This is a genomic window from Hypericibacter terrae, from assembly GCF_008728855.1.
Lineage (GTDB): Bacteria > Pseudomonadota > Alphaproteobacteria > Dongiales > Dongiaceae > Hypericibacter > Hypericibacter terrae.
Map to the genome: position 1 here is coordinate 3,544,226 of NZ_CP042906.1, position 19,778 is coordinate 3,564,003.

Sequence of the window (19,778 nt, forward strand, 5' to 3'; positions counted from 1 at the left end):
GGCGTTCTCGCCACCCCATGCTTCTTAACCCCAATCGAACCCGAGTCGATGCAAATCGAAGATACAGCGATCTCCGGCGTCAAGATTCTGACCGCGCCCCGCTTTGCCGATCGCCGAGGCTTTTTCGCCGAATGGTTCAACCGCGATAAGCTGAAGCAAGCCGGGCTCGATCTCGATTTCTGCCAGGACAATCTCTCGCTCTCGACCCAGGCCGGCACGCTCCGGGGCCTCCATTTCCAGCTCCCGCCGGCCGCCCAGGCCAAGCTCGTGGGCGTGATTCGGGGCCGGATCTTCGACGTGGCCGTCGATCTGCGCCGCGGATCGCCGACCTATCGCCAGCATGTCGCCGCCGAGCTGAGCGGCGATCGCGGCAACCAGATGCTGGTCCCGGCGGGCTTCGCCCACGGCTTCTGCACGCTCGAGCCCGACAGCCTGGTCTTCTACAAGGTGTCGACTCCCTACTCGGCCCCCCATGATTCTGGCATCAATTGGAACGATCCAAGCCTCGGAATCGACTGGCCCGTTAAGGAAGCTTCAGCGGTCTTGTCGGAAAAAGATGCAAAACTGCCCTTTCTCGCGGATACGGACCTCCCGTTTCGCTATACCGACTGAGCCTGACCGCGCTCGCCGCGAATATTCCCGCGCGAGCCATTTCGATTTCGTTACCGATGGAATTACCGGCGGACCGATAACGGACGGCGACAATTGAGCGTGAGAGGCCATCGAGCATGACGGGGATGCGGATCATCGTTACCGGAGGCGCCGGCTTCATCGGGTCCGCGCTGTGCCGCTATCTGGTCCACGAGACCAATGCCGACCTGCTGGTGGTGGACAAGCTCACCTATGCGGCCAACCTGGAATCGCTGAGCGACGTGCGCGACAGCGCGCGGTTCCGGCTGCTGAAGGCCGACATCTGCGACGCCGCCTCGATGGAGTCCGCCTTTCGCCAACATCGCCCCGACGCGATCATGCATCTGGCGGCCGAGTCCCATGTCGACCGTTCGATCGACGGTCCCGCTCCCTTCATCGACACCAATATCCGCGGCACCTATGTCCTGCTCGAGACCGCCCGGCGCTACTGGCGCGAGCTGGAGGAGCCGAAGCGGGCCCGATTCCGTTTCCACAACGTCTCGACCGACGAGGTCTATGGATCGCTGGGAGCGGAGGGTCTGTTCGAGGAGGAGTCGCCCTATCAGCCCAACTCGCCCTATTCCGCCAGCAAGGCCGCGGCCGATCATCTGGCCCGAGCCTGGCACCACACCTACGGGCTGCCGGTCGTCATCAGCAACTGCTCCAATAATTACGGACCCTGCCAGTTCCCGGAGAAGCTCATCCCCCTGATGATCATCAACGCGCTCGAGGGCAAGAAGCTGCCGGTCTATGGCAAGGGCGAGAATCGGCGCGACTGGCTCTATGTCGAGGACCATGCCCGCGCCCTCTGGCTGGTGGTGACGCGAGGCCGGACCGGCGAGAAATACAATGTCGGCGGCGATGCCGAATGGAAGAATATCGACGTGGTGCGCAAGCTCTGCGCCATTCTCGATCGCCTGGTGCCGGGCCGGCGCCATGAGGAGCTGATCGAGTTCGTCTCCGACCGCCCGGGCCACGACATGCGCTATGCGATCGACGCCACCAAGATCAAGCAGGAGCTCGGCTGGCGGGCGCGCGAGAATTTCGACAGCGGTCTCGAAAAGACCGTGCGCTGGTATCTCGACAATCGCCGCTGGTGGGAGCGGATCCGCTCGGGCGTCTATCGCGGCGAAAGGCTGGGCCTCACTTCCGAAACCGACCAGCCGGCCGGCCTGATCCCCCAGAGCTGAGCGGGTCGGACGCTTCTCATGGCCCAGCGCATCCTGGTCGCCGGACGTTCGGGGCAGATCGCGCGCGCGCTGGCGAGCGCGCCCCTGCCGGGCGGCTTTGCGCTCGAATGCCGCGGGCGCGACAGCCTGGACCTCATGGACCCGGCGCGGACGATCCGGGAAGTGGCGCGGAGCGGCGCCGATATCGTGATCAACGCTGCGGCCTACACCGCGGTCGACAAGGCCGAGTCGGAACCCGACCTCGCCTATCGGCTCAATCGCGACGGTGCCGCGGCCCTGGCCGAGGGCGCCGCTGACTGCGGCGCTGCCCTGATCCACATCTCGACCGACTATGTGTTCGACGGCACCAAGCCGACGCCCTACCGCGAGGAGGATCCGGTCGGACCGGTGTCGGTTTATGGCGCCAGCAAGGAAGCTGGGGAACGCGCCGTGCGGGAACGGATCGAGCGCCATGTGATCCTGCGCACCGCCTGGGTCTACAGCCCCTTCGGCGAGGGCAGCTTCGTCAGGACCATGCTGCGATTGGGCGCCGAGCGGACGGAACTGAGGATCATCGACGATCAGCACGGCTCGCCGACCGCCGCGGCCGATGCGGCGCGCGCGATCGTCGAGATCGCCGCCGCGCTCGCCGCGGGCAAGAGCGACGGCCATGGCACCTTCCATTTCTGCAATACCGGCTCGACGACGCGATTCGGCCAGGCGAAATTCATCTTCGACTGGCTCGCCGCCCATGGGCACAAGGTGCCCCGCCTGACGCCCATCCCCACCAGCGCCTACCCCTTGCCGGCGCGCCGCCCGGCCAATGCCGTGCTGGATTGCGGACGCATCGGCGCGGTTTACGGTATCCTGCCGAGCGCCTGGGAAACGAGCATGGCGGAATGCCTCTCCGAGATCATGGCCGCGGGCGGAACGAAGGATCTGATATGACGCGAAAAGGCATCATCCTGGCCGGCGGCAGCGGGACGCGGCTCTATCCCGTCACCCACGCCATCAGCAAGCAGCTGCTGCCGATCTACGACAAGCCGATGGTCTATTACCCGCTGGCGACCCTCATGCATGCGGGCATCCGCGAAATCCTGCTCATCAGCACGCCGCGCGACCTGCCGGGCTTCCGCGCCCTGTTCGGCAATGGCGCGCGCTGGGGCCTCGATATCAGCTATGCCGAGCAGCCGCGCCCCGAAGGGCTGGCGCAGGCCTTCCTCATCGGCGCCGATTTCGTCGGCGAGAGCCCGAGCGCGCTGGTGCTGGGCGACAATCTCTTCTTCGGCCATGGCCTGACCGAGTTGCTGGAACATGCCAACGCACGCGACCAGGGCGCCACCGTCTTCGCCTATTGGGTCGACGACCCGGAACGCTACGGCGTGGTCGAGTTCGACGCCCATGGCAGCGCCCAGTCGATCGTCGAGAAGCCCAAGCAGACCCGTTCCAACTGGGCGGTGACCGGGCTCTATTTCTACGATCCGGCGGTGGTCGAGATCGCGCGCCGCATCCGCCCCTCGGCGCGCGGCGAGCTGGAGATCACCGACGTCAACGGCGCCTATCTGACCGCCGGACGGCTTCATGTCGAGAAGATGGGGCGGGGCTATGCCTGGCTCGACACCGGCACCCATGATTCGCTGATCGAGGCGGCGAGCTTCGTGCGCATCATGGAGCAGCGCCAAGGTCTCAAGATCGCCTGCATCGAGGAGATCGCCTATCGCAAGGGCTTCATCGACAAGCGGCAGTTGCTGAAGCTCGCGGGCGAGTTGAAGAACACGAAATATGGCCGCTACCTCGAGATCGTCGCCGCCGAGGAGATGCCTTGATGCGCCGCGCGAGAACCGCCGTCGCGGCCCTCTGTCTGGCCGGCGCGATTGCCATCGCAGGCGCCGCCCAGGCCGGCTATGACGAGGGCATGGCCTATTACCAGAAGGGCGACTATTTCCGCGCCCTTTCGGAGCTGAAGCCCGAAGCTGAGAAGGGCAATGCGCTGGCCCAGGTGCAGGTCGCCGGCATCTATCAATATGGCCTGGTCGGCGCCGCCAATTACGGCGAGGCCCTGAAGTGGTATCGCAAAGCGGCCGCGAAGAGCAATCCCGATGCGATGCTCGGCCTCGGCGTGATGTATCAGCTCGGCCAGGGCGTGCCCAAGGATCAGGTTGAAGCCGTCAAATGGCTGACCCTCGCCTCGACCCGCTTTGCCCAGGGGCCCGACCGCAGCCGGATCCTGATGGCGATCGACGCGATGCGACAGCAGATGAGCAACGAGCAGCTCGACATGGCGCAGCATCTGATCGACGCCTGGAAGCCTGGCGAGCCTTAGAGGGTCGCAAGCCCGCGACGCAGGATCAGCCCGGACGGCGCGTCAGCGCCAGCGACAATCCCAGCAGGCACATGATGCCGCCGGCCGTCTGGCGCAGGCGGCGGACGATCTGAGGCCGGCGCAGCAGCCTCGACCGCAGCGATGTCGCGCCCTGCACCACGACGGCGTCCACGGCCGTGTTCAGAAGCACCGAGATCAGCCCCAGCGCCGCGAACTGCAGCGCAACGCCGCCGCGATGCGGATCCACGAATTGCGGAATGAAGGCCAGGAAGAACGCCGCGGTCTTGGGATTGAGCGCCTCGACCAGCACGCCTTCGCGAAAGGCGCGGCGCGCGCCGGAGGGCGCGATGGCGACAAGGTCCGGCGCCAGCTTCGCGGCCCGCCAGGTCTTGATGCCGAGATAGATCAGATAGAGCGCGCCCAGGAATTTCAGCAGCGTGAAGGCCTCGGCACTCGCCAGCACCAGCGCCGATACGCCGAGTGCCCCCGCCGCGACATGGACGAAGCCGCCAAGACCGGTGCCCAGCACGGAGGCGAAACCCTCGCCACGTCCGCCGGACAGCGTTCGTGCCGCCACATAGAGAATACCCGGGCCCGGCGTCAGCGCGATGACCAGGGCCGCGACGAGGAAGAAGAGGAAGGAAACGCTGTCGATCATCTCGGCCTCGCGTTCTGGAAGATCGTGCCGCCGTCAGCTCACGCCGAGGGCTTGGTGAAACGCACGAGACCGATCTTCGCCAGCCAGCCCAGGCTGCGGCGAGCCTGGTTGCGCCGGGGCTCCGGCGCGGTGGCGAGCAGCGTCGCGACCGACGCGGGCGACTTCGCGACCAGTTCCAGCAGCTTCACCAGCTCGGGCTCGGGCAGCAGCAGGCCCGGCATCAGATTGGCGAGCGGGATGGTCCGCAGTTCCGCCAGATGCTGCCGATTGCCGCCAGCAGCGGCGGTCGCGACCGTATCGCCATCGACGAATCCGGTTGGATAGGAGGAAAACAAGCTGAAGGGATCGTCGCGCAAGGGATGGGCCGGCCGGTCGGCCTCCGGCACTACGGATTCCGGGGCGCTGCGGCGCAGCTCGGCCAGCTCCTGCCACAGAGTCTGATAGGCACCGACCACCACGCGCCAGTCGAACTTCGACTGTGCGTTGGCCAGCCCGGCGGCCCCCATGCGCTTTCGCAGCGCCGGATCCTCGATCAGCTTCAGATAGGACCGGGCGCAGAACTCGACATCGACCGAGATGCTCTGCGCCGTCGTCATGCAATAGCGGCCATAGCTGTCGACCGCCGTGGCATAGCGCAGCCCGAGATCGGCGCCGGTTCCCGGCGGCGGCATGAAGGTCGGCGCGGCGAAACCGACTTCGCCGTCGACGACCGTGTCGCGATAGCCGTCCCAGTCGCTGACCACGACCGGCAGCCCCGCGGCCTGCGCCTCGATGGGCGTCAGGCCGAAGGTCTCCTGGATGTTGTCCGAGAGCGAGGTGAAGATGTCGCCCGCATACCAGGCGCTCCAGCGATATTCCGGCTCGCGCGCATCGACATGGTGGTAGCGCACCGAGGGCATCAGGCGCTGGGCCGACTCGACGAAGATCTTCTCGATCTCGGGCGCGGCGTACCAGCCGGCCTGCAGCAGATGCAGCTTCTTCTTGGTGCGCCGGGCGGCCGCTTCCAGCGCCAGATACATCGGCAGCGGATTGGCCTTCTCGACATGCGTCAGCCGGCCGACGAAGAGGACGACGACATCATCGGGCGCGATGCCGAGCTTCTGGCGAAGCGCCTGGCCGTCGCGCTGGCGCTGCGGCGTCGGCGCGAAGCCTTCGCAATCGACGCCCAGCGGAATCGTTGGCAGCTTGAAGGGTGCCCGCACATCCTTCCCGCCGAAGCGCCGGCTGAGATAGTGGCTCCATTGATCGACCAGCCGCTCGACCATCGTCCGAACCTGGCTCGAGGTGCAGACCAGCGCGTCCCAAGCCTGGGTGGGGCCCGCGACCGCCTCGGCGAGGCCATCCATCACCACATGCTCGGCCGTGGTGTGGGTGACGCCGCAGACGCTGAAACGGCGCTGGTCGGCGACGCGCCGCTGCCACGCGAAATAGCCGATATTGGGTCCGGGCCGGTAGAGGCAGCCTGGCTCGCCGACGACCGCGAGATCGAGCGGCGGCACCAGCGTCACCGGCTTGTCGGCGCCCGCGATCTCCTGGACGCGGCGCGTGAAGTCCTCGAGATCCTGCTGGCGCATGGCGTAGCAATAGAAGCGGTCGACGCCGCTATGGCGCGCGAAGCCCTTGAGGAAATTCTCGCTGGCCGACATGCGGCCCATCAGCTTGTGCTGGGCCGTGCTGTAATTGCCGCCGGCATAGACGAAGGCGGCGTTGGCGGGGCTGTTGGATCCGTGCGTTCGGGCCGCGGGCGAGGCCGCGGCCGAGGTCTTCGGGTCGGAGGGCGTCATGGGCGGGGTCTCGATCGTTGGCAAAGGGACCCGAAGGGCCGGAGTGCCCGCCTGGAGCGTCTCCCGACTCCCCGACCGGCGCCAGAGTGTAGGAAGCGCCCACGCAACCGGCAACGGCCGACGGCCGATCCGATGCGGGCGACGGACTTTCGGTCAGGTCTGGTTGATCGTGAAGGCGCTGGAGAGAATGGAAGGACGGAGGTTCGAGACCTCTCTCAATCCAGCCGGCCCTCATTCGTGTAGCCGGCCTTCTGGATCGCGGCGGCGACGGCGCATTCGGCGACGCGGCCGTCGACCGTCACTTCACCGCTGGCCAGATCGATGTCGACTTTGGCATCCGGCGCCGCCTTCCGGATCGCCCGCGTCACCGCTTGGGCACAACCCTCGCAACTCATGCCGGAAACTCGGAATCGCATAGCAACACTCCCTTTCCCCGCTTCAATCTGTCGGCCGAATGAACCAATGGGTCAAGTCGCCGGGGTCACAACCCGGCCATGCCGGCAGCGCGGGCTTGACCTTCCCATGATGGGAACCCTCATCTGGTGTGGCATGGAAACCAACCCGCCGCTCTCGCCAGACCTCGCTCTGACCGCCCTGGGCCCCGACGCGCTCGCCCCGGGGAAATCTCACTTATTTGAAAAATATGAAGAAAATAAGGCCGACCGCGACCCGGCCGAGGGCGGGGAGGTCGCCCTCGAGATCGGCGGCATGAGCTGTGCGACCTGTGCCGGCCGGGTCGAACGGGCCCTCAAGGCGGTCCCGGGCGTGGTCAAGGCCGAGGTCAACCTCGCGAGCGAGCATGCGCGGGTCCGGTTCGCGGCCGGACAGGCGCCCCGACCGGAGGCGTTGATCGATGCCGTGACCGATGCCGGCTACGAGGCGCGGCTGATCGACGTCGCCCACCCTCCGGCGGCGCAGCCGCCGCAGGATGGCGCCGAACGCATCAAGCTCGCCCTCGCCGGGCTCGCCTGCCTGCCCTTTCTGGTGCAGATGGGACTGCAGCTCTTCGGCCAGCACATGATGATCCCGGACTGGATCCAGCTGCTGCTGGCCGCTCCCATCCAGTTCGGGCTCGGTGCGCGCTTCTATGGCGCCGCCTGGCGCGCACTCAAGGCCCGCACCGGCAATATGGATCTCCTGGTGTCGATCGGCAGCAGCGCCGCTTTCGGTCTCAGTCTCTATCTGATGGCGACGGCGCCCGCGGGCATGGCGCCGCATCTCTATTTCGAGGCGTCGGCCCTGGTCGTGACGCTGGTGCGGCTCGGCAAGTGGCTCGAGAGCCGGGCCAAGCGGCGCACGCTCGCCGCCATCCGCGCCCTGACGGCGCTGCGGCCCGAGACGGCGCGCGTCTGGCGCGGCGGCGCCTTCGTGGAACTGCCGGCGGCCGAGATCCGGCCGGGCGATCGCGTGCAGATCCGGCCGGGCGAGCAGGTTCCCGTCGATGGCCGGATCGTCGAAGGGGCCAGCAGCCTCGATCAATCGCTCCTGACCGGAGAGAGCCTGCCGGTCGAACGCCATCCGGGCGACGAGGTCGCGACCGGCGCGATCAATGGCGAGGGCGTGCTGCTGGTCGAGACCCTCCGCATCGGCACGGACACGCTTCTCGCCCGCATCATCCGGCTGGTCGAATCCGCCGAAGCCGGCAAGGCGCCGATCGAGCGTCTGGTCGACCGTGTCAGCGCGGTCTTCGTCCCCATCGTGCTGGCGATCGGCATCGCCACGTTCTTCGGTTGGTGGCTGGGCGCCGGCGATCCGGTCGCGGGCATCGTCAACGCGGTGACGGTGCTGGTCATCGCCTGCCCCTGCGCCTTGGGCCTGGCGACGCCGACGGCCGTGGTGGTGGGTTCCGGCGTCGGCGCGCGCCACGGCATCCTGATCCGCGACGGCGAAGCGCTGGAGCGCGCCCATGCCGTCACCACCGTCGCTTTCGACAAGACCGGGACGCTGACCGAAGGTCACCCGGAGCTGGCGGCCCTGGCGTCGTTCGACGGCGACGAGAGCTCGCTGCTGCGCCTCGCCGCAGCGCTGCAGGCCGCGAGCCAGCATCCTCTCGCGCGGGCGGTGACCGCGGCCGCGCAATTCCGGCAACTCCACCTGCCGTCGGCCGAGCAGGTTCAGGCGCTCCCCGGCCGCGGCGTGGCCGGCAAGGTCGAGGGCCAGGTCTTGCTGCTGGGCAGCCGGCGCCTGATGAAGGAAACCGGCATCGACGAGGGAACGCTCGCTCGGATCGCGGCGCGTGTCGATGCGCCGGGCCGCAGCCTCTCCTATCTGGCGCAGGCCGAGGCCGCTGGCCGGCCGGCGACACTCGTCGGCGCGCTGGGATTCGCCGATCCGATCCGACCCGAGGCCCGCGACGCCGTGGCCGCTCTGACCCGCGCCGGCATTCAAACCGTCATGCTCACCGGCGACAATGCAGCGGCAGCCCAGGCGGTGGCGCAGGCCATCGGCATCGGCCAGGTCGAGGCCGAACTGTTGCCCGCCGACAAGGTGGCAGCCCTCGCCCGCCTCAAGGGGCCGCATCGCGTCGTGGCGATGGTCGGCGACGGCATCAACGATGCACCGGCCCTGGCGGCGGCCGATATCGGCTTCGCCATGGCGAGCGGCAGCGATATCGCGCTCAACGCCGCCGGCATCACCCTGATGCGAGGCGATCCGCGCCTTGCCGTCGCCGCGATCGCCCTGTCGCGGCGAACTTACGCGAAGATCAGGCAAAACCTGTTCTGGGCCTTCGTCTACAATCTGCTGGGCATTCCGCTGGCGGCCTTCGGCCTGCTGGGGCCTGTCGCCGCAGGCGCCGCCATGGCCCTCTCCAGCGTCAGTGTGGTTGCCAATGCGCTGCTATTGGGCCGCTGGCGCCCCGATATCGAGGAGTAACACCCGATGAAAACGATCGGCGAAGCGGCACGGGAAAGCGGCATCTCGGCCAAGATGATCCGACATTATGACGCAATCGGGCTGGTTCGGCCCTCGGCCCGCTCCGAGGCCGGCTACCGGCATTACACCGACAACGACGTCCACACCCTGAGTTTCGTCCGGCGTGCGCGCCATCTGGGGTTTTCGCTGGAGCAGACCGCGAAGCTGCTGCAGCTCTGGCGTGACCGCAAACGCGCCAGCGCCGAGGTCAAATCGCTGGCCCTGCGCCATATCGAGGAGCTCGACGAGAAGATCGCCGAGCTCGAGGCCATGCGGCGCACACTCGACCATCTGGCTCGCCATTGCCACGGCGACCATCGACCGGACTGTCCGATCATCGACGACCTGGCAACCAAGCCCTGAACATGGAGCGCGCGTACTATCAAGCGGCTGGCCTCCGGGGTCCGGGAACGCGATAGTGGGCCCCCAAACGACTCGCTTTCCTGCTTGGCGGACCTCGCTGCCATGACGACGCTGATAACGGGTGCCACGGGTTTCGTCGGCTCGGCGCTGGCTCACAAGCTGCTCGCCCGTGGCGAGACCGTGCGCGTGCTGGTGCGACCGGCCGCCGATCGCCGCAACCTCGAGGATCTCCGTGTCGAGATCGTCGCCGGCGATCTGATGGACCCCGCCTCGCTCGCCGCGGCCGTCAAGGGCTGCGACACGCTTTTTCATGTGGCGGCCGATTATCGGCTCTGGGTTCCCGATCCGGCCTCCATGTTCAAGGCCAACGTCGAGGGCACGCGGGCGCTGATGCAGGCCGCGGGCGAAACTGGCGTGCGGCGCATCGTCTATACCAGCAGTGTCGCTACACTCCTGCCGCGACCGGACAACAGCCCCGCCCATGAGGAGGACGTCGGCAGCGCCGCCGATATGGTCGGCGCCTACAAGCAATCGAAGCATGCCGCCGAAGTCGTCGTGCGCGCCATGATCGCGGAAGGCCTGCCCGTGATCATCACCCATCCTTCGACTCCAATCGGCCCGCGCGACATCAAGCCGACGCCGACCGGCAAGATGGTGGTCGATGCCGCCAAGGGGCGGATGCCGGCCTATGTCGACACCGGCCTCAATGTCGTCCATGTCGACGATGTCGCCGAAGGCCATGTCCTGGCGCTCGAACGAGGGCGCACCGGCCGCGGCTACATTCTGGGTTCGGAGAATCTGAGCCTCGCCAGCATCCTGGCGACGGTGGCCGAATTGACCGATCGTCCGCCGCCGCGCGTGAAGCTGAGGCATGGGCTGGTAATGCCGATCGCAGGGTTGGCCGAGCTCTGGGCCCGGGCCACCGGGACCGAGCCTTTCGCGACCCGCGAGGCGGTGAAGCTCGCGCGCAAGACCATGTTCTTCAGCAGCGAGCGTGCGATCCAGGAATTGGGCTACCGCCCGCGGCCCGCGCGCGAGGCGATCGCGGACGCGATCGTCTGGTTCCGCGAGCATGGCTATGTCCGATGATCCTTCGTTGAGACGGCCTCGCCAGATGTGACGCCCATCGCCTCGATAGGAACGATGTCGTCCCATTCCTAGGCGCAGCGCTCGATCCATCCAGCCGCTGACCTGCGGTCTCCGTTAGTGCTCGAACGCAGCACCGCTCCCGGCGATGCGCCGATGTCGGGCCAATCTGCGCTTCAACAAATTGTAATTGCTCGAATTTTTGCGGGAGGCCCAACGCCAGGAACATCCTCCTTTCGAATGGCTGGTGCGCCGACCAACTCTGCTTTATGAACTTGTTGCTACGGACAGGTTTCATTTCAGCGTCAGTTGACCGCACAGCCGAGCCGCCGGATGCCACTTTCCGCCCCGATATCCGGTCTTGGACTTCGCTTCGCGCGCTCGCGCTGGTGGATTCCGGTCGTCTCCACCCTGCTGCTCTATCTTCTCGCCGACGGCCTTGCACAATGGCTGTTCGAGATCCGCATCGTGCGCAGCCGCATGCTGTGGGACGGCGGGTTGCTGCTCGCGTTCTCGTGGTTCCTGTTCCTGGTCTCGCGCCGCGTCTGGATCTTCCTTGCGATCCAGACCCTGCTGGTCGCGGCCTTGTGGATCGGCAATCCGCTGAAAATCGCACTGCTCGGCCGGCCGATGATGCCGGACGACATGGATTCCTTTCCGGCGCTGATCGAAGTGCTGGGACCGCTGGGCTGGGTCGCCCTCTGCCTGCCGCTCGCGCTCCTGGCCGGGCTGATCCTCGTCAACCTCACCTGGCGCGGCCTCGGCGCCAAACTGGGGTTGGCCGGCCTGGCTCTGCTCTTCGCAATTCCGGTGTTGGCGCCGGCACCCCTCGTCGCGGCGATGGATGAGCGCTTCGGCAACACCACCTGGGACCAGCGCGAGAACTATGTGTGGCGTGGTGCTGCCCTGCACAGCCTGCAGGAGATCGCGCGCGAGCTCGCCAGCCGTCACCCGGGGCCCACCCGCGCCGAGGCGCTGGCCGCCGCGACCCTGAGGCTGGCACAGCCCTGGTTCGGCAACCTCGCCGTGCCAGCCAAGCCCCGCAACATCTATGTGATGGTGCTCGAGAGCTTCTGGGATCCCTCACAGCTGACCAAGGCCGGCTATAGCGAGCCGCCGTTCGATCCGCGCTTCGAGGCACTGTGGGAGCTGGCCGGCAAATCGACCGCGCTCAGCCCCGCCTTCGGCGGCCAGACCGCCAATGCCGAGTTCGAGTTCCTCTGCGGCTTCCCGGTCCATGATTTCACCGTGAAGTTCGAGAGTGGCTTCGACAACGATCTGCCCTGCCTGCCCCAGGTGCTGGGCCAGCTGGGTTACCGCACTGTCGCCTCGCATCCCAACGGCCCGGGCTTCTGGAACCGGCAGAACGCCTACCGCCATGCCGGCTTCGAGAAATTCTGGTCGGTGAAGGATTTCGATCTCGACGATCTGACCGGCCCCTTCCTGTCGGACCGTTCCCTCTATCGGCAGGTCGCGGCCAGGCTCGACCGCGAGAGGGACGATCGGCCGACCTTGAGCTATGTGATGACCTATTACGGGCACTGGTCCTACGACCTGGGCGAGACGCACCCGGCCGTGCTCACCGCCCAATCCCCGAACGAGCTGGTGCAGCGCTATGGCAGCGTGATCCGGCACAAGTCGCGCGAGCTGGCCGACGAGATCGAGCGCATCACCGCCACCGACCCCGAAGCGATTGTCATCGCTTTCGGCGACCATCTGCCGACCCTGGGCGCCAAATTCGGCGGCTATGTGGAATCGGGCCTGCTGGCCGACCGCTTCGGCGATTTCACCGCGGACCAGTATGGCGTCTCCGATGCGACGCCGCTGCTGGTGATCGACGGCAAGCGCGGGCCCTTGCGTGTCGGGTCGGTGCCGATGTTCGAGCTGCCGCGGCTGGTGATGGATCTCGTCGGCAACTCGCAGAAGACATTGTTCGACCTGTCGCGGACGCCGGGGGACCGCCTCTACCGTCCGCTGCCTGAAGCGACCCTGGTCTATCGCGGGCGCGAGGTGGCCGAGGTCTGTCGCGACGGGGACAGCGACCCTGAATGCCGTCGCGCCGCCGACTGGCTGGCCTCGATCGAGCTGCTCGAGCGCGACATGTTCGAAGGCAAGGCCTATGCCTTGGGCGCGCTCGACCAGCCGCGCCGCTCCTTTGCCCCGCTGCCGGTGGCGAAACCCGACCTGCCGCCGGTCGAGATCGCGACCTCGACCCCCGAAAGCGACGCCGACACCTCGCTGGTCGATGAATCGATGCCCTCCGGCGCGGTCCATGTCGTGCAACGCCAGACGCAGAGCGACTGACGAATCTTTCGGCCCCGTGGCTCCGCAGATACCCTTGCCGAGTCACTCAAAAGCCATTCAACTGCTCGCCGTCCAAGGGGCGCCCGACCACGGCGCACCGGCCTATTTGCCTCATCCAGGGATCACGCTCATGACGACCGCTTTCGCGACAGTGAAGATCGAGGACGAGAACGGCTTGCGCTGGATCCGCCTCGACCGCGCCAAGAAGATGAACGCCTTCGACGAGCATCAATGGACGGAGCTGGGCCAGGCGCTCGATGACGCGGCGGCGGACGAGAGCGTGCGCGTGATCGCGCTGGCCAGCACGAGTTCGCATTTCTCCTCGGGCTACGATCTGCCGGCGGCGCTGACGGAGCTCGAGGGCGGCGGTCCCGACGAGATCCGGCGCCATATCGGCCGCGGCAACGCCGCCTGCTGGAAGGTCTGGCACTCGAAGAAGCCGGTCATCGCCGCTATCGAAGGCTACTGTCTCGGCGGCGGCTTCGAGCTCGCCATGGCCTGCGATTTCGTGCTCGCCGACAAGGGCTCGACCTTCGGCGAACCGGAGGCCCGCATCGCCGCCAGCGCGCCCTTCCTCATCAGCCCCTGGGTCATGGGCATCCGCCATGCCAAGGAAGTGCTGCTGATGGGCGAGCTCATGACCGCGGAGCGCGCCGAGCGTGTCGGCCTCGTCAACGAGCTCTGCGAGCCCGGCCAATTGAAAGCCCGTGTGCGCGAATGGTCGCGCAAACTGCAGGGCTTCCCGGCCGGGATCTGGGCGCTCAGCAAGGCTGCCGTCAATCGCAACTACGAGATCATGGGATTCAGCAACGCCATCGCCATGGGCGAGGATGCCTTCGTCGAGCTCTGCTTCCTGCCCGATCCCTTCAAGGTCGAGCTGGAGCAGCGGGTGAAGCGCGACGGTTTCGCCTCGGCGATCCGCTGGGCGCAGTCTCGCTTCGAGTGATCGCCGGACAGAGCCGCTCCACCATGGACCGCCTGCCTTCGACGCTTCATCCCGACAGCGACAGCCTGACCGCGCTGGTGCGCGCCGCCGCCGGGCGGTTCGGAGCCAAGCCCTGTCTGATCGCGGCCGAGCGGACCGTGAGCTTCGAAGGTTTCGCCGGCGAGATCGCCTCGCTGTCGCGCCATCTCGCGGCCTCGGGCATCCGCCCGGGCGACCGGGTGGCGCTGCTCGATGTCGACAGCATCGACTTCTTCGAGATCCTGTATGCGATCGCGGCCTTGGGCGCCATCGCCGTGCCGCTCAATTATCGCCAGCGCGTGCCGGAGCTGCGCTATCAGATCCAGAATTCCGGCGCGCGGCTCCTGCTGGCCGGATCGCGCTATGAAGCGGAAGCCGAGGCGTTGAAACTCGACCTCGCGCTCGGCTGGCAGCGTCTCGACATGTTCTGCAACGAGGCCCGCGCAAAGCATCCCTGCAGCCTTGCCGATCTCAGGGGCGTCGAGGGCAGCGCGCCCTTCGTCATCTGCTACACCAGCGGCACCACGGGGAGGCCCAAGGGCGCGGTGCTGGACCAGCGCGCCGCCTGCCTGCGTGCCTATAAATTCATCATCGAGTTCGGCATCCGGCGCGACGACATCGTCCATGTGACCACGCCGCTGTTTCATATCTCGGCCCTGGTCATCACCATGACCTGCCTCGTGCGCGGTGCCGGTGTCCTGATCCTGCCGCAGTTCAAGCTCGAGACGACCATGGCGGCCGTGCGCGAGCATCGCGTCACGTTCCTGTCGCTGGTGCCGACCATGCTCGCCATGATGGCGGCGGCGCCCGAGTTCGGCGCGGCCTATTTCGGCGATGTCCGGCTGATCGTCTATGCCGGCGCGCCGATGAATCCGCGCCTGCTGCGCGACGTCATGTCGGTCTATCGGGGCGAGATGGTGCAGTCCTTCGGCCAGACCGAGGACCTGCCGCAATCGATCCTCTCGATCGAGGATCACCGCGAGGCCTTTCTTCAGGGTGCGAAGCATCTCGATTCCATCGGACGGCCGCCCATCGGGGTCGAGCTCAAGATCTGCGACGCACAGGGCCGCGAGGTTCCCCAAGGCGAGATTGGGGAGATCGCCAGCCGCGGCGGCACCGGCATGGTCGGATACTGGGAGATGCCCGAGGAGACAGCCAAGACCATCAAGGAGGGCTGGCTCTTCAGCGGCGACCTCGGTTATCGCGACGCCGACGGCTATATCTATCTCGCCGGCCGCAAGAAACAGATGATCATCCGCGGCGGCGAGAACGTCTATCCGGCCGAGGTCGAAAAGGTGCTGCTCGATTTCCCCGGCATCAAGGACGCCGTCGTGATCGGCCTGCCCGACCCGGTCTGGGGCGAGATCATTGCCGCCGTGATCGTCGCCAGGGACGGGCCGGTCGATCCCGCCGCCCTGGTCGCCCACTGCAAGCGCCATCTGGCGAGCTATCGCTGCCCCGACTGCGTCTTCCAGCGCGACTCCCTGCCCTACAATGCGGGCGGCAAGGTCGACCGCAACCAGCTGCGGCAGGAGTATGAGGGTCGAGAGCGATGATGTTGTGACTAGCACGCCATTCCCCTCCTCCTACCCCGTCCCGCAAGGGGAGGGGGCGTGAATGCTTTTGACTCTCCATGATTGCTTGCGAGAAAGACGTGATTCCTGAAATCCCAGCCCCCTCCCCTTGCGGGAGGGGGTAGGGGGAGGGGTGGCCACGCGTGATGGTCATCGCAATGCAATAGCGATGCCGATCCAGCGCACTTTCCAGCAAAACTGGGCGCGCGCCGCATCAAGCCCTAAACTCGGGCTCCGCCTAGCCTGGAGCGGCATCGTTCCGGGCGGGAGGCCCGCGACCGCTTCGGCCGGGTCCTCGGGACAACCCAGCCTCGGGAGACGCCATTGTCCGTCCGCTATGAAACAGCAGGGATCGCGCCCGGCGAACGCAGCCGCTTCTGGCAGGAGGCGGTGGCGCAGGCCTATTTCCCGCTCGATCTGACCTATCGCGACGCCGACCGGTTCGAGGGCAGCCTCGAGCTGTGGGAGCTGGGCGAGGTCTCGCTGTCGCGCCTGGTGACCGACGGCATCACCTATGCCCGCCACGCCCGGCATCTGCGCAAGGATCCCGAGGAGCATTTCCTCATCACCGTGCCCGAGGGCGCCCCCATCCGCTTCCGGCAGGACGGCATGGATGTCGACTGCCGCCCCGGCGGCTTCGTGGTCGAGCGCAGCCACCTGCCCTACGAGTTCAGCGATCCCGACGCCAACGCGCTCTGGGTTCTGCGGGTGCCGGCCTCGCTGATGCGCCAGCGCCTCTCGATCCCCGACCGCTTCGCCTCGCTCGGGTTCGATTGCACGCAAGGCGCGGGCCGGCTCTTCGTCGACATGCTGCGCCTCGTGCCGGAGACGGTCGAGGCGATCCATCCTTCGGGGCGCGAGGTGCTGGGCCGGCAATTGATCGAGCTGCTCGCCCTCGCCTTCGACAATGACGCACGCACCCTCGAGAGCCGCCAGGCCCCGGTCAAACAGGCGCATCTGCAGCGCATCGAGCGCCATCTGCGCCAGAACCTGACATCGAACAGCCTTTCACCGCAGAGCGTCGCCGACGCCTGCGGCCTCTCGGTGCGTTATCTGCATCAGCTCTTCCAGGAGAAGGGCCAGTCGCTGGGCCAATGGGTGCGCGAGCAGCGGCTGCTCCGTTGCGACGAGGCACTGCGCGACCCGCGCGGGGCCCGGACCATCGCCGAGATCGCCCATTTCTGGGGCTTCGGCGATCAGGCCCAGTTCAGCCGTCACTACAAGGCCCGCTTCGGCCGGAGCCCCAGCGACACGCGCCAGCAGAGTCGAGCCTCCTCGCCGCCATCAGGAGCCCGCCACCCGTGAACAAGCCCGTCGCCACCGCCCCGCTCGTCGGTCAACGCATCAAGCGCAAGGAAGACCGGCGCTTCATTACCGGCGAAGGGCGCTATGTCGACGATTTCCAGATCCCCGGCATGACCCACGGCGTGGTGCTGCGCTCGCCCCACGCCCATGCGCGGATCCTGAAGCTCGACATCGCGGCGGCCCGGGCCCTGCCGGGTGTACTCGATATCGTGACCGGCGCCGATCTCGATGCCGCCAAGGTCGGCGGGCTCCCCGTCGGCTGGATCGTGCCCAAGACCACCGGCGCGCCGATGGCGAAACCACCCCATCCGGTACTGGCGACCGAGCGCGCGCGCCATGTCGGCGATCCGGTCGCTTTCGTCGTGGCCGAGACACGCGAGCAGGCGCTCGACGCGATGGAGCGGATCGAGGTCGAGTACGAGCCCCTGCCCCATATCGTCGATCTCGAAAGCTCGGTCGATCCAAATGCGCCGCAGCTCTGGCCCGAGGCGCCGGGCAATCTCTGCTATGACTGGGAGATCGGCGACACCGCCGCGGTCGCACGCGCCTTTGCCGGCGCCGCGCATGTCACGACCCTGAAGCTGGTCAATAACCGCATCCATGCCTCGCCGATGGAGACGCGCGGCACGATCGGCCATTACGATTCCTCGACCGACCGCTACACGCTCTACACCTCGAACCAGAATCCGCACATCATCCGCGTGCTGCTGGCGGTGGCGACCCTCGGCATCTCGGAAGAGAAGATCCGCGTGGTCGCGCCCGATGTCGGCGGCGGCTTCGGCATGAAGATCTATCACTATGCCGAAGAGGTGCTGGTGGTGTTTGCCTCGCGCCGGCTGAAGCGGCCGGTGAAATGGATCTCCGACCGCAGCGAGGCCTATCTCAGCGACACCCACGCGCGCGACCATGTCACCACCGTCTCGCTCGCCCTCGACGCCCAGGGCGTCATGCAGGGGCTGAAAGTGGACACCATCGCCAATATGGGCGCCTATCTCTCGACCTTCGCGCCGGCGATCCCGTCCTTCTTCTATGCCTATCCCTTCCCCGGCCCCTACAAGGTGCGCGCGGTGCAATGCCGCACGCGCGCCGCCTTCACCAACACCCAGCCGGTCGATGCCTATCGCGGTGCCGGGCGGCCCGAATGCACCTATGTGCTGGAGCGCGCCATGGACGCGGCCGCGCGCGAGATGGGCATCGACCGGATCGAGATGCGGCGGCGGAACTTCATTCCGCCGGGGGCCTTCCCTTACAAGACGCCGCTGCTCTGGACCTATGACGTGGCCGAGTTCGACCGGCTGATGGACCAGGCGGTCGCGGTCGCCGACTTCGCCGGCTTCCCTGCGCGCCGCGCCGAGGCGCTGACGCGCAATCGCTATCGCGGGCTGGGCTTCGCCTATTACATGGAATCCTGCGGCATGGGGCCCTCGAAGCTCCTGAACGAGCAGGGCTGCCTGGGCGGACAATATGAAGTGGGCACGGTGCGCGTGAACCCGACCGGCAATGTGACCGTGTTGACCGGCAGCCATACGCATGGCCAGGGCCATGAGACGGTCTATGCCCAGATCGTCGCCGATGCGCTCGGCGTCGATTTCAACGCGATCGAGATCGTCCATGGCGACACCGACCGCGTGCCCTATGGCATCGGCACCTATGGCTCGCGCTCGATCGCGGTCGGCGGTTCGGCGCTCAAGATCTCGCTCGACAAGGTGGTCGAGAAGGCGCGGCAGATCGCGGCCCATCTGATGGAGGCCAACCCCGTCGACGTGACCTTCGAGCAGGGCCTGTTCCGCGTCGCCGGCACCGATCTCAGCCGGACCTTCAAGGAGGTGGTGCGCGCGGCCTACAACCCGGTCGATTACCCGCTCGACAAGCTGGAGCCGGGCCTCGAGATGACCACCTATTTCGACCCGCCCAACTTCACCTTCCCCTATGGCTGCCATCTTTGCGAGATCGAGGTCGATCCCGAGACCGGCAAGATCGAGATCCTGGCGCTGGCTGCGGTCGACGATTTCGGCAACCAGATGAATCCGATGATCGTCGAGGGTCAGATCCATGGCGGCCTGGCGCAGGGCGTGGGCCAGGGCATGATGGAGCTCTGCGCCTTCGACAAGGAGACCGGGCAGCTGCTCTCAGGCTCGCTGATGGATTACGCGCTGCCGCGGGCCTCCGACCTGCCCTCGATGCGGATCGAATCCATCGTTACCCCGTGTCATTACAATCCGCTGGGCGTCAAAGGCTGCGGAGAGGCCGGCGCCATCGCCGGCCCTGCGGCGCTGGTGAGCGCCGTGCTCGACGCGCTGGCGCCTTTAGGAGTCACCGACATCGACATGCCGGCGACGCCCGAACGCGTCTGGCGCGCGATCCAGGCGGCGAGAAAGCGCTGACGTAGCGGCTTCCCGCCGACGGAGCCGGCGGCCGACCTTCCGGGCCAGCCGTTGCGTGAGCGCGGCAGCACAGCCTGACGGCGAGGCGACCGCGACTGCCAGCAAGGCGCCGGGTCGAAAACTCCGGCGATCCTGCGATTGTTGCCGCCCAGCAATATGGAGACCGGCACATCTTCCTGTCGGTTCCCTGTCGGTCTAGAAGATTCTCGCCGTCACACGCCCAAATGCGGTGCCGCCAGAGTTGTCAGAGACAATGTTCCTTCTCATTGGGCGTCGAGACGGCGTCGCATGTTCGTCACGCTCGGCAATCCGAGCTGCCGC

16 protein-coding genes are annotated in these 19,778 nt (G+C 66.9%); 13 read left to right on the forward strand and 3 right to left on the reverse strand.

What is annotated here, in order from left to right; genetic code table 11:
• Positions 1-48 precede the first annotated feature (48 nt).
• The 5 genes from rfbC (at position 49) to FRZ44_RS16090 (ending at position 4,122) form a co-directional block, all read left to right on the forward strand.
• On the forward strand, positions 49-612 hold the full coding sequence (gene rfbC / locus FRZ44_RS16070; RefSeq protein ID WP_151178140.1) for a dTDP-4-dehydrorhamnose 3,5-epimerase: 564 nt from the start codon (positions 49-51) through the stop codon (positions 610-612).
• 125 nt (positions 613-737) lie between these two features.
• Positions 738-1,820, forward strand: coding sequence for a dTDP-glucose 4,6-dehydratase (rfbB, locus tag FRZ44_RS16075; protein ID WP_151180324.1), 1,083 nt, complete (start codon positions 738-740; stop codon positions 1,818-1,820).
• A gap of 18 nt (positions 1,821-1,838) precedes the next feature.
• Positions 1,839-2,747 (forward strand): dTDP-4-dehydrorhamnose reductase, encoded by a 909-nt coding sequence (gene rfbD / locus FRZ44_RS16080; RefSeq protein ID WP_151178141.1) that lies wholly within the window; start codon positions 1,839-1,841, stop codon positions 2,745-2,747.
• On the forward strand, positions 2,744-3,625 hold the full coding sequence (rfbA, locus tag FRZ44_RS16085) for a glucose-1-phosphate thymidylyltransferase RfbA (protein ID WP_151178142.1): 882 nt from the start codon (positions 2,744-2,746) through the stop codon (positions 3,623-3,625). Before rfbD ends, rfbA begins: the two co-directional genes overlap by 4 nt.
• Positions 3,625-4,122 carry a tetratricopeptide repeat protein gene (locus FRZ44_RS16090; RefSeq protein WP_151178143.1) on the forward strand — a complete coding sequence of 166 codons (498 nt, stop codon included), beginning with the start codon at positions 3,625-3,627 and terminating at the stop codon, positions 4,120-4,122. The genes rfbA and FRZ44_RS16090 overlap by 1 nt, the downstream gene beginning before the upstream one ends.
• 25 nt (positions 4,123-4,147) lie before the next feature.
• Here FRZ44_RS16090 and FRZ44_RS16095 read toward each other — a convergent pair whose 3' ends face one another.
• From FRZ44_RS16095 to FRZ44_RS16105, 3 genes are all read right to left on the reverse strand, one after another.
• Entirely contained in the window at positions 4,148-4,780 is a 633-nt protein-coding gene (locus FRZ44_RS16095; RefSeq protein WP_151178144.1) for a LysE family translocator, read from the reverse strand.
• Between the two features lie 38 nt (positions 4,781-4,818).
• Positions 4,819-6,564, reverse strand: a complete 1,746-nt coding sequence (locus tag FRZ44_RS16100) for a glycosyltransferase family 4 protein (protein ID WP_151178145.1) — start codon at positions 6,562-6,564, stop codon at positions 4,819-4,821.
• Positions 6,565-6,779: 215 nt separating this feature from the next.
• Positions 6,780-6,980: a heavy-metal-associated domain-containing protein gene (locus FRZ44_RS16105; protein ID WP_151178146.1), complete on the reverse strand. Its 201-nt coding sequence runs from the start codon at positions 6,978-6,980 to the stop codon at positions 6,780-6,782.
• A 292-nt stretch (positions 6,981-7,272) separates the two neighbouring features.
• Here FRZ44_RS16105 and FRZ44_RS16110 point away from each other — a divergent pair, with 292 nt between their 5' ends.
• The 8 genes from FRZ44_RS16110 to FRZ44_RS16145 all read left to right on the forward strand — a co-directional run bounded on the left by FRZ44_RS16110 (position 7,273) and on the right by FRZ44_RS16145 (position 19,457).
• The gene (locus tag FRZ44_RS16110; RefSeq protein WP_151178147.1) at positions 7,273-9,438 is read left to right on the forward strand and encodes a heavy metal translocating P-type ATPase; all 2,166 of its coding nucleotides are present in this window, start codon (positions 7,273-7,275) and stop codon (positions 9,436-9,438) included.
• 6 nt (positions 9,439-9,444) lie between these two features.
• Complete coding sequence (gene cueR / locus FRZ44_RS16115) at positions 9,445-9,840, forward strand: Cu(I)-responsive transcriptional regulator (RefSeq protein ID WP_151178148.1); 396 nt, start codon at positions 9,445-9,447, stop codon at positions 9,838-9,840.
• Positions 9,841-9,942: 102 nt separating this feature from the next.
• Positions 9,943-10,929, forward strand: coding sequence for a hopanoid-associated sugar epimerase (hpnA, locus tag FRZ44_RS16120; RefSeq protein WP_151178149.1), 987 nt, complete (start codon positions 9,943-9,945; stop codon positions 10,927-10,929).
• 330 nt (positions 10,930-11,259) lie between these two features.
• Positions 11,260-13,230 (forward strand): LTA synthase family protein, encoded by a 1,971-nt coding sequence (locus tag FRZ44_RS16125; protein ID WP_151178150.1) that lies wholly within the window; start codon positions 11,260-11,262, stop codon positions 13,228-13,230.
• A 130-nt stretch (positions 13,231-13,360) separates the two neighbouring features.
• Entirely contained in the window at positions 13,361-14,176 is an 816-nt protein-coding gene (locus FRZ44_RS16130; RefSeq protein WP_191908129.1) for an enoyl-CoA hydratase/isomerase family protein, read from the forward strand.
• Between the two features lie 23 nt (positions 14,177-14,199).
• Entirely contained in the window at positions 14,200-15,750 is a 1,551-nt protein-coding gene (locus tag FRZ44_RS16135; RefSeq protein WP_191908130.1) for a class I adenylate-forming enzyme family protein, read from the forward strand.
• 342 nt (positions 15,751-16,092) lie between these two features.
• On the forward strand, positions 16,093-17,073 hold the full coding sequence (locus FRZ44_RS16140; protein WP_151178153.1) for an AraC-like ligand-binding domain-containing protein: 981 nt from the start codon (positions 16,093-16,095) through the stop codon (positions 17,071-17,073).
• A complete protein-coding gene (locus FRZ44_RS16145) occupies positions 17,070-19,457 on the forward strand; it encodes a xanthine dehydrogenase family protein molybdopterin-binding subunit (RefSeq protein ID WP_151178154.1) in 2,388 nt (795 codons plus the stop codon). The genes FRZ44_RS16140 and FRZ44_RS16145 overlap by 4 nt, the downstream gene beginning before the upstream one ends.
• The last annotated feature ends 321 nt before the right edge of the window (positions 19,458-19,778 follow it).

Coding starts and splice junctions, on each gene's coding strand:
- rfbC (WP_151178140.1), top strand. CDS start 49: ATGCAAATCGAAGATACAGCGATCTCCGGCGTCAAGATTCTGACCGCG.
- rfbB (WP_151180324.1), top strand. CDS start 738: ATGCGGATCATCGTTACCGGAGGCGCCGGCTTCATCGGGTCCGCGCTG.
- rfbD (WP_151178141.1), top strand. CDS start 1,839: ATGGCCCAGCGCATCCTGGTCGCCGGACGTTCGGGGCAGATCGCGCGC.
- rfbA (WP_151178142.1), top strand. CDS start 2,744: ATGACGCGAAAAGGCATCATCCTGGCCGGCGGCAGCGGGACGCGGCTC.
- FRZ44_RS16090 (WP_151178143.1), top strand. CDS start 3,625: ATGCGCCGCGCGAGAACCGCCGTCGCGGCCCTCTGTCTGGCCGGCGCG.
- FRZ44_RS16095 (WP_151178144.1), bottom strand. CDS start 4,780: ATGATCGACAGCGTTTCCTTCCTCTTCTTCCTCGTCGCGGCCCTGGTC.
- FRZ44_RS16100 (WP_151178145.1), bottom strand. CDS start 6,564: ATGACGCCCTCCGACCCGAAGACCTCGGCCGCGGCCTCGCCCGCGGCC.
- FRZ44_RS16105 (WP_151178146.1), bottom strand. CDS start 6,980: ATGCGATTCCGAGTTTCCGGCATGAGTTGCGAGGGTTGTGCCCAAGCG.
- FRZ44_RS16110 (WP_151178147.1), top strand. CDS start 7,273: ATGAGCTGTGCGACCTGTGCCGGCCGGGTCGAACGGGCCCTCAAGGCG.
- cueR (WP_151178148.1), top strand. CDS start 9,445: ATGAAAACGATCGGCGAAGCGGCACGGGAAAGCGGCATCTCGGCCAAG.
- hpnA (WP_151178149.1), top strand. CDS start 9,943: ATGACGACGCTGATAACGGGTGCCACGGGTTTCGTCGGCTCGGCGCTG.
- FRZ44_RS16125 (WP_151178150.1), top strand. CDS start 11,260: ATGCCACTTTCCGCCCCGATATCCGGTCTTGGACTTCGCTTCGCGCGC.
- FRZ44_RS16130 (WP_191908129.1), top strand. CDS start 13,361: ATGACGACCGCTTTCGCGACAGTGAAGATCGAGGACGAGAACGGCTTG.
- FRZ44_RS16135 (WP_191908130.1), top strand. CDS start 14,200: ATGGACCGCCTGCCTTCGACGCTTCATCCCGACAGCGACAGCCTGACC.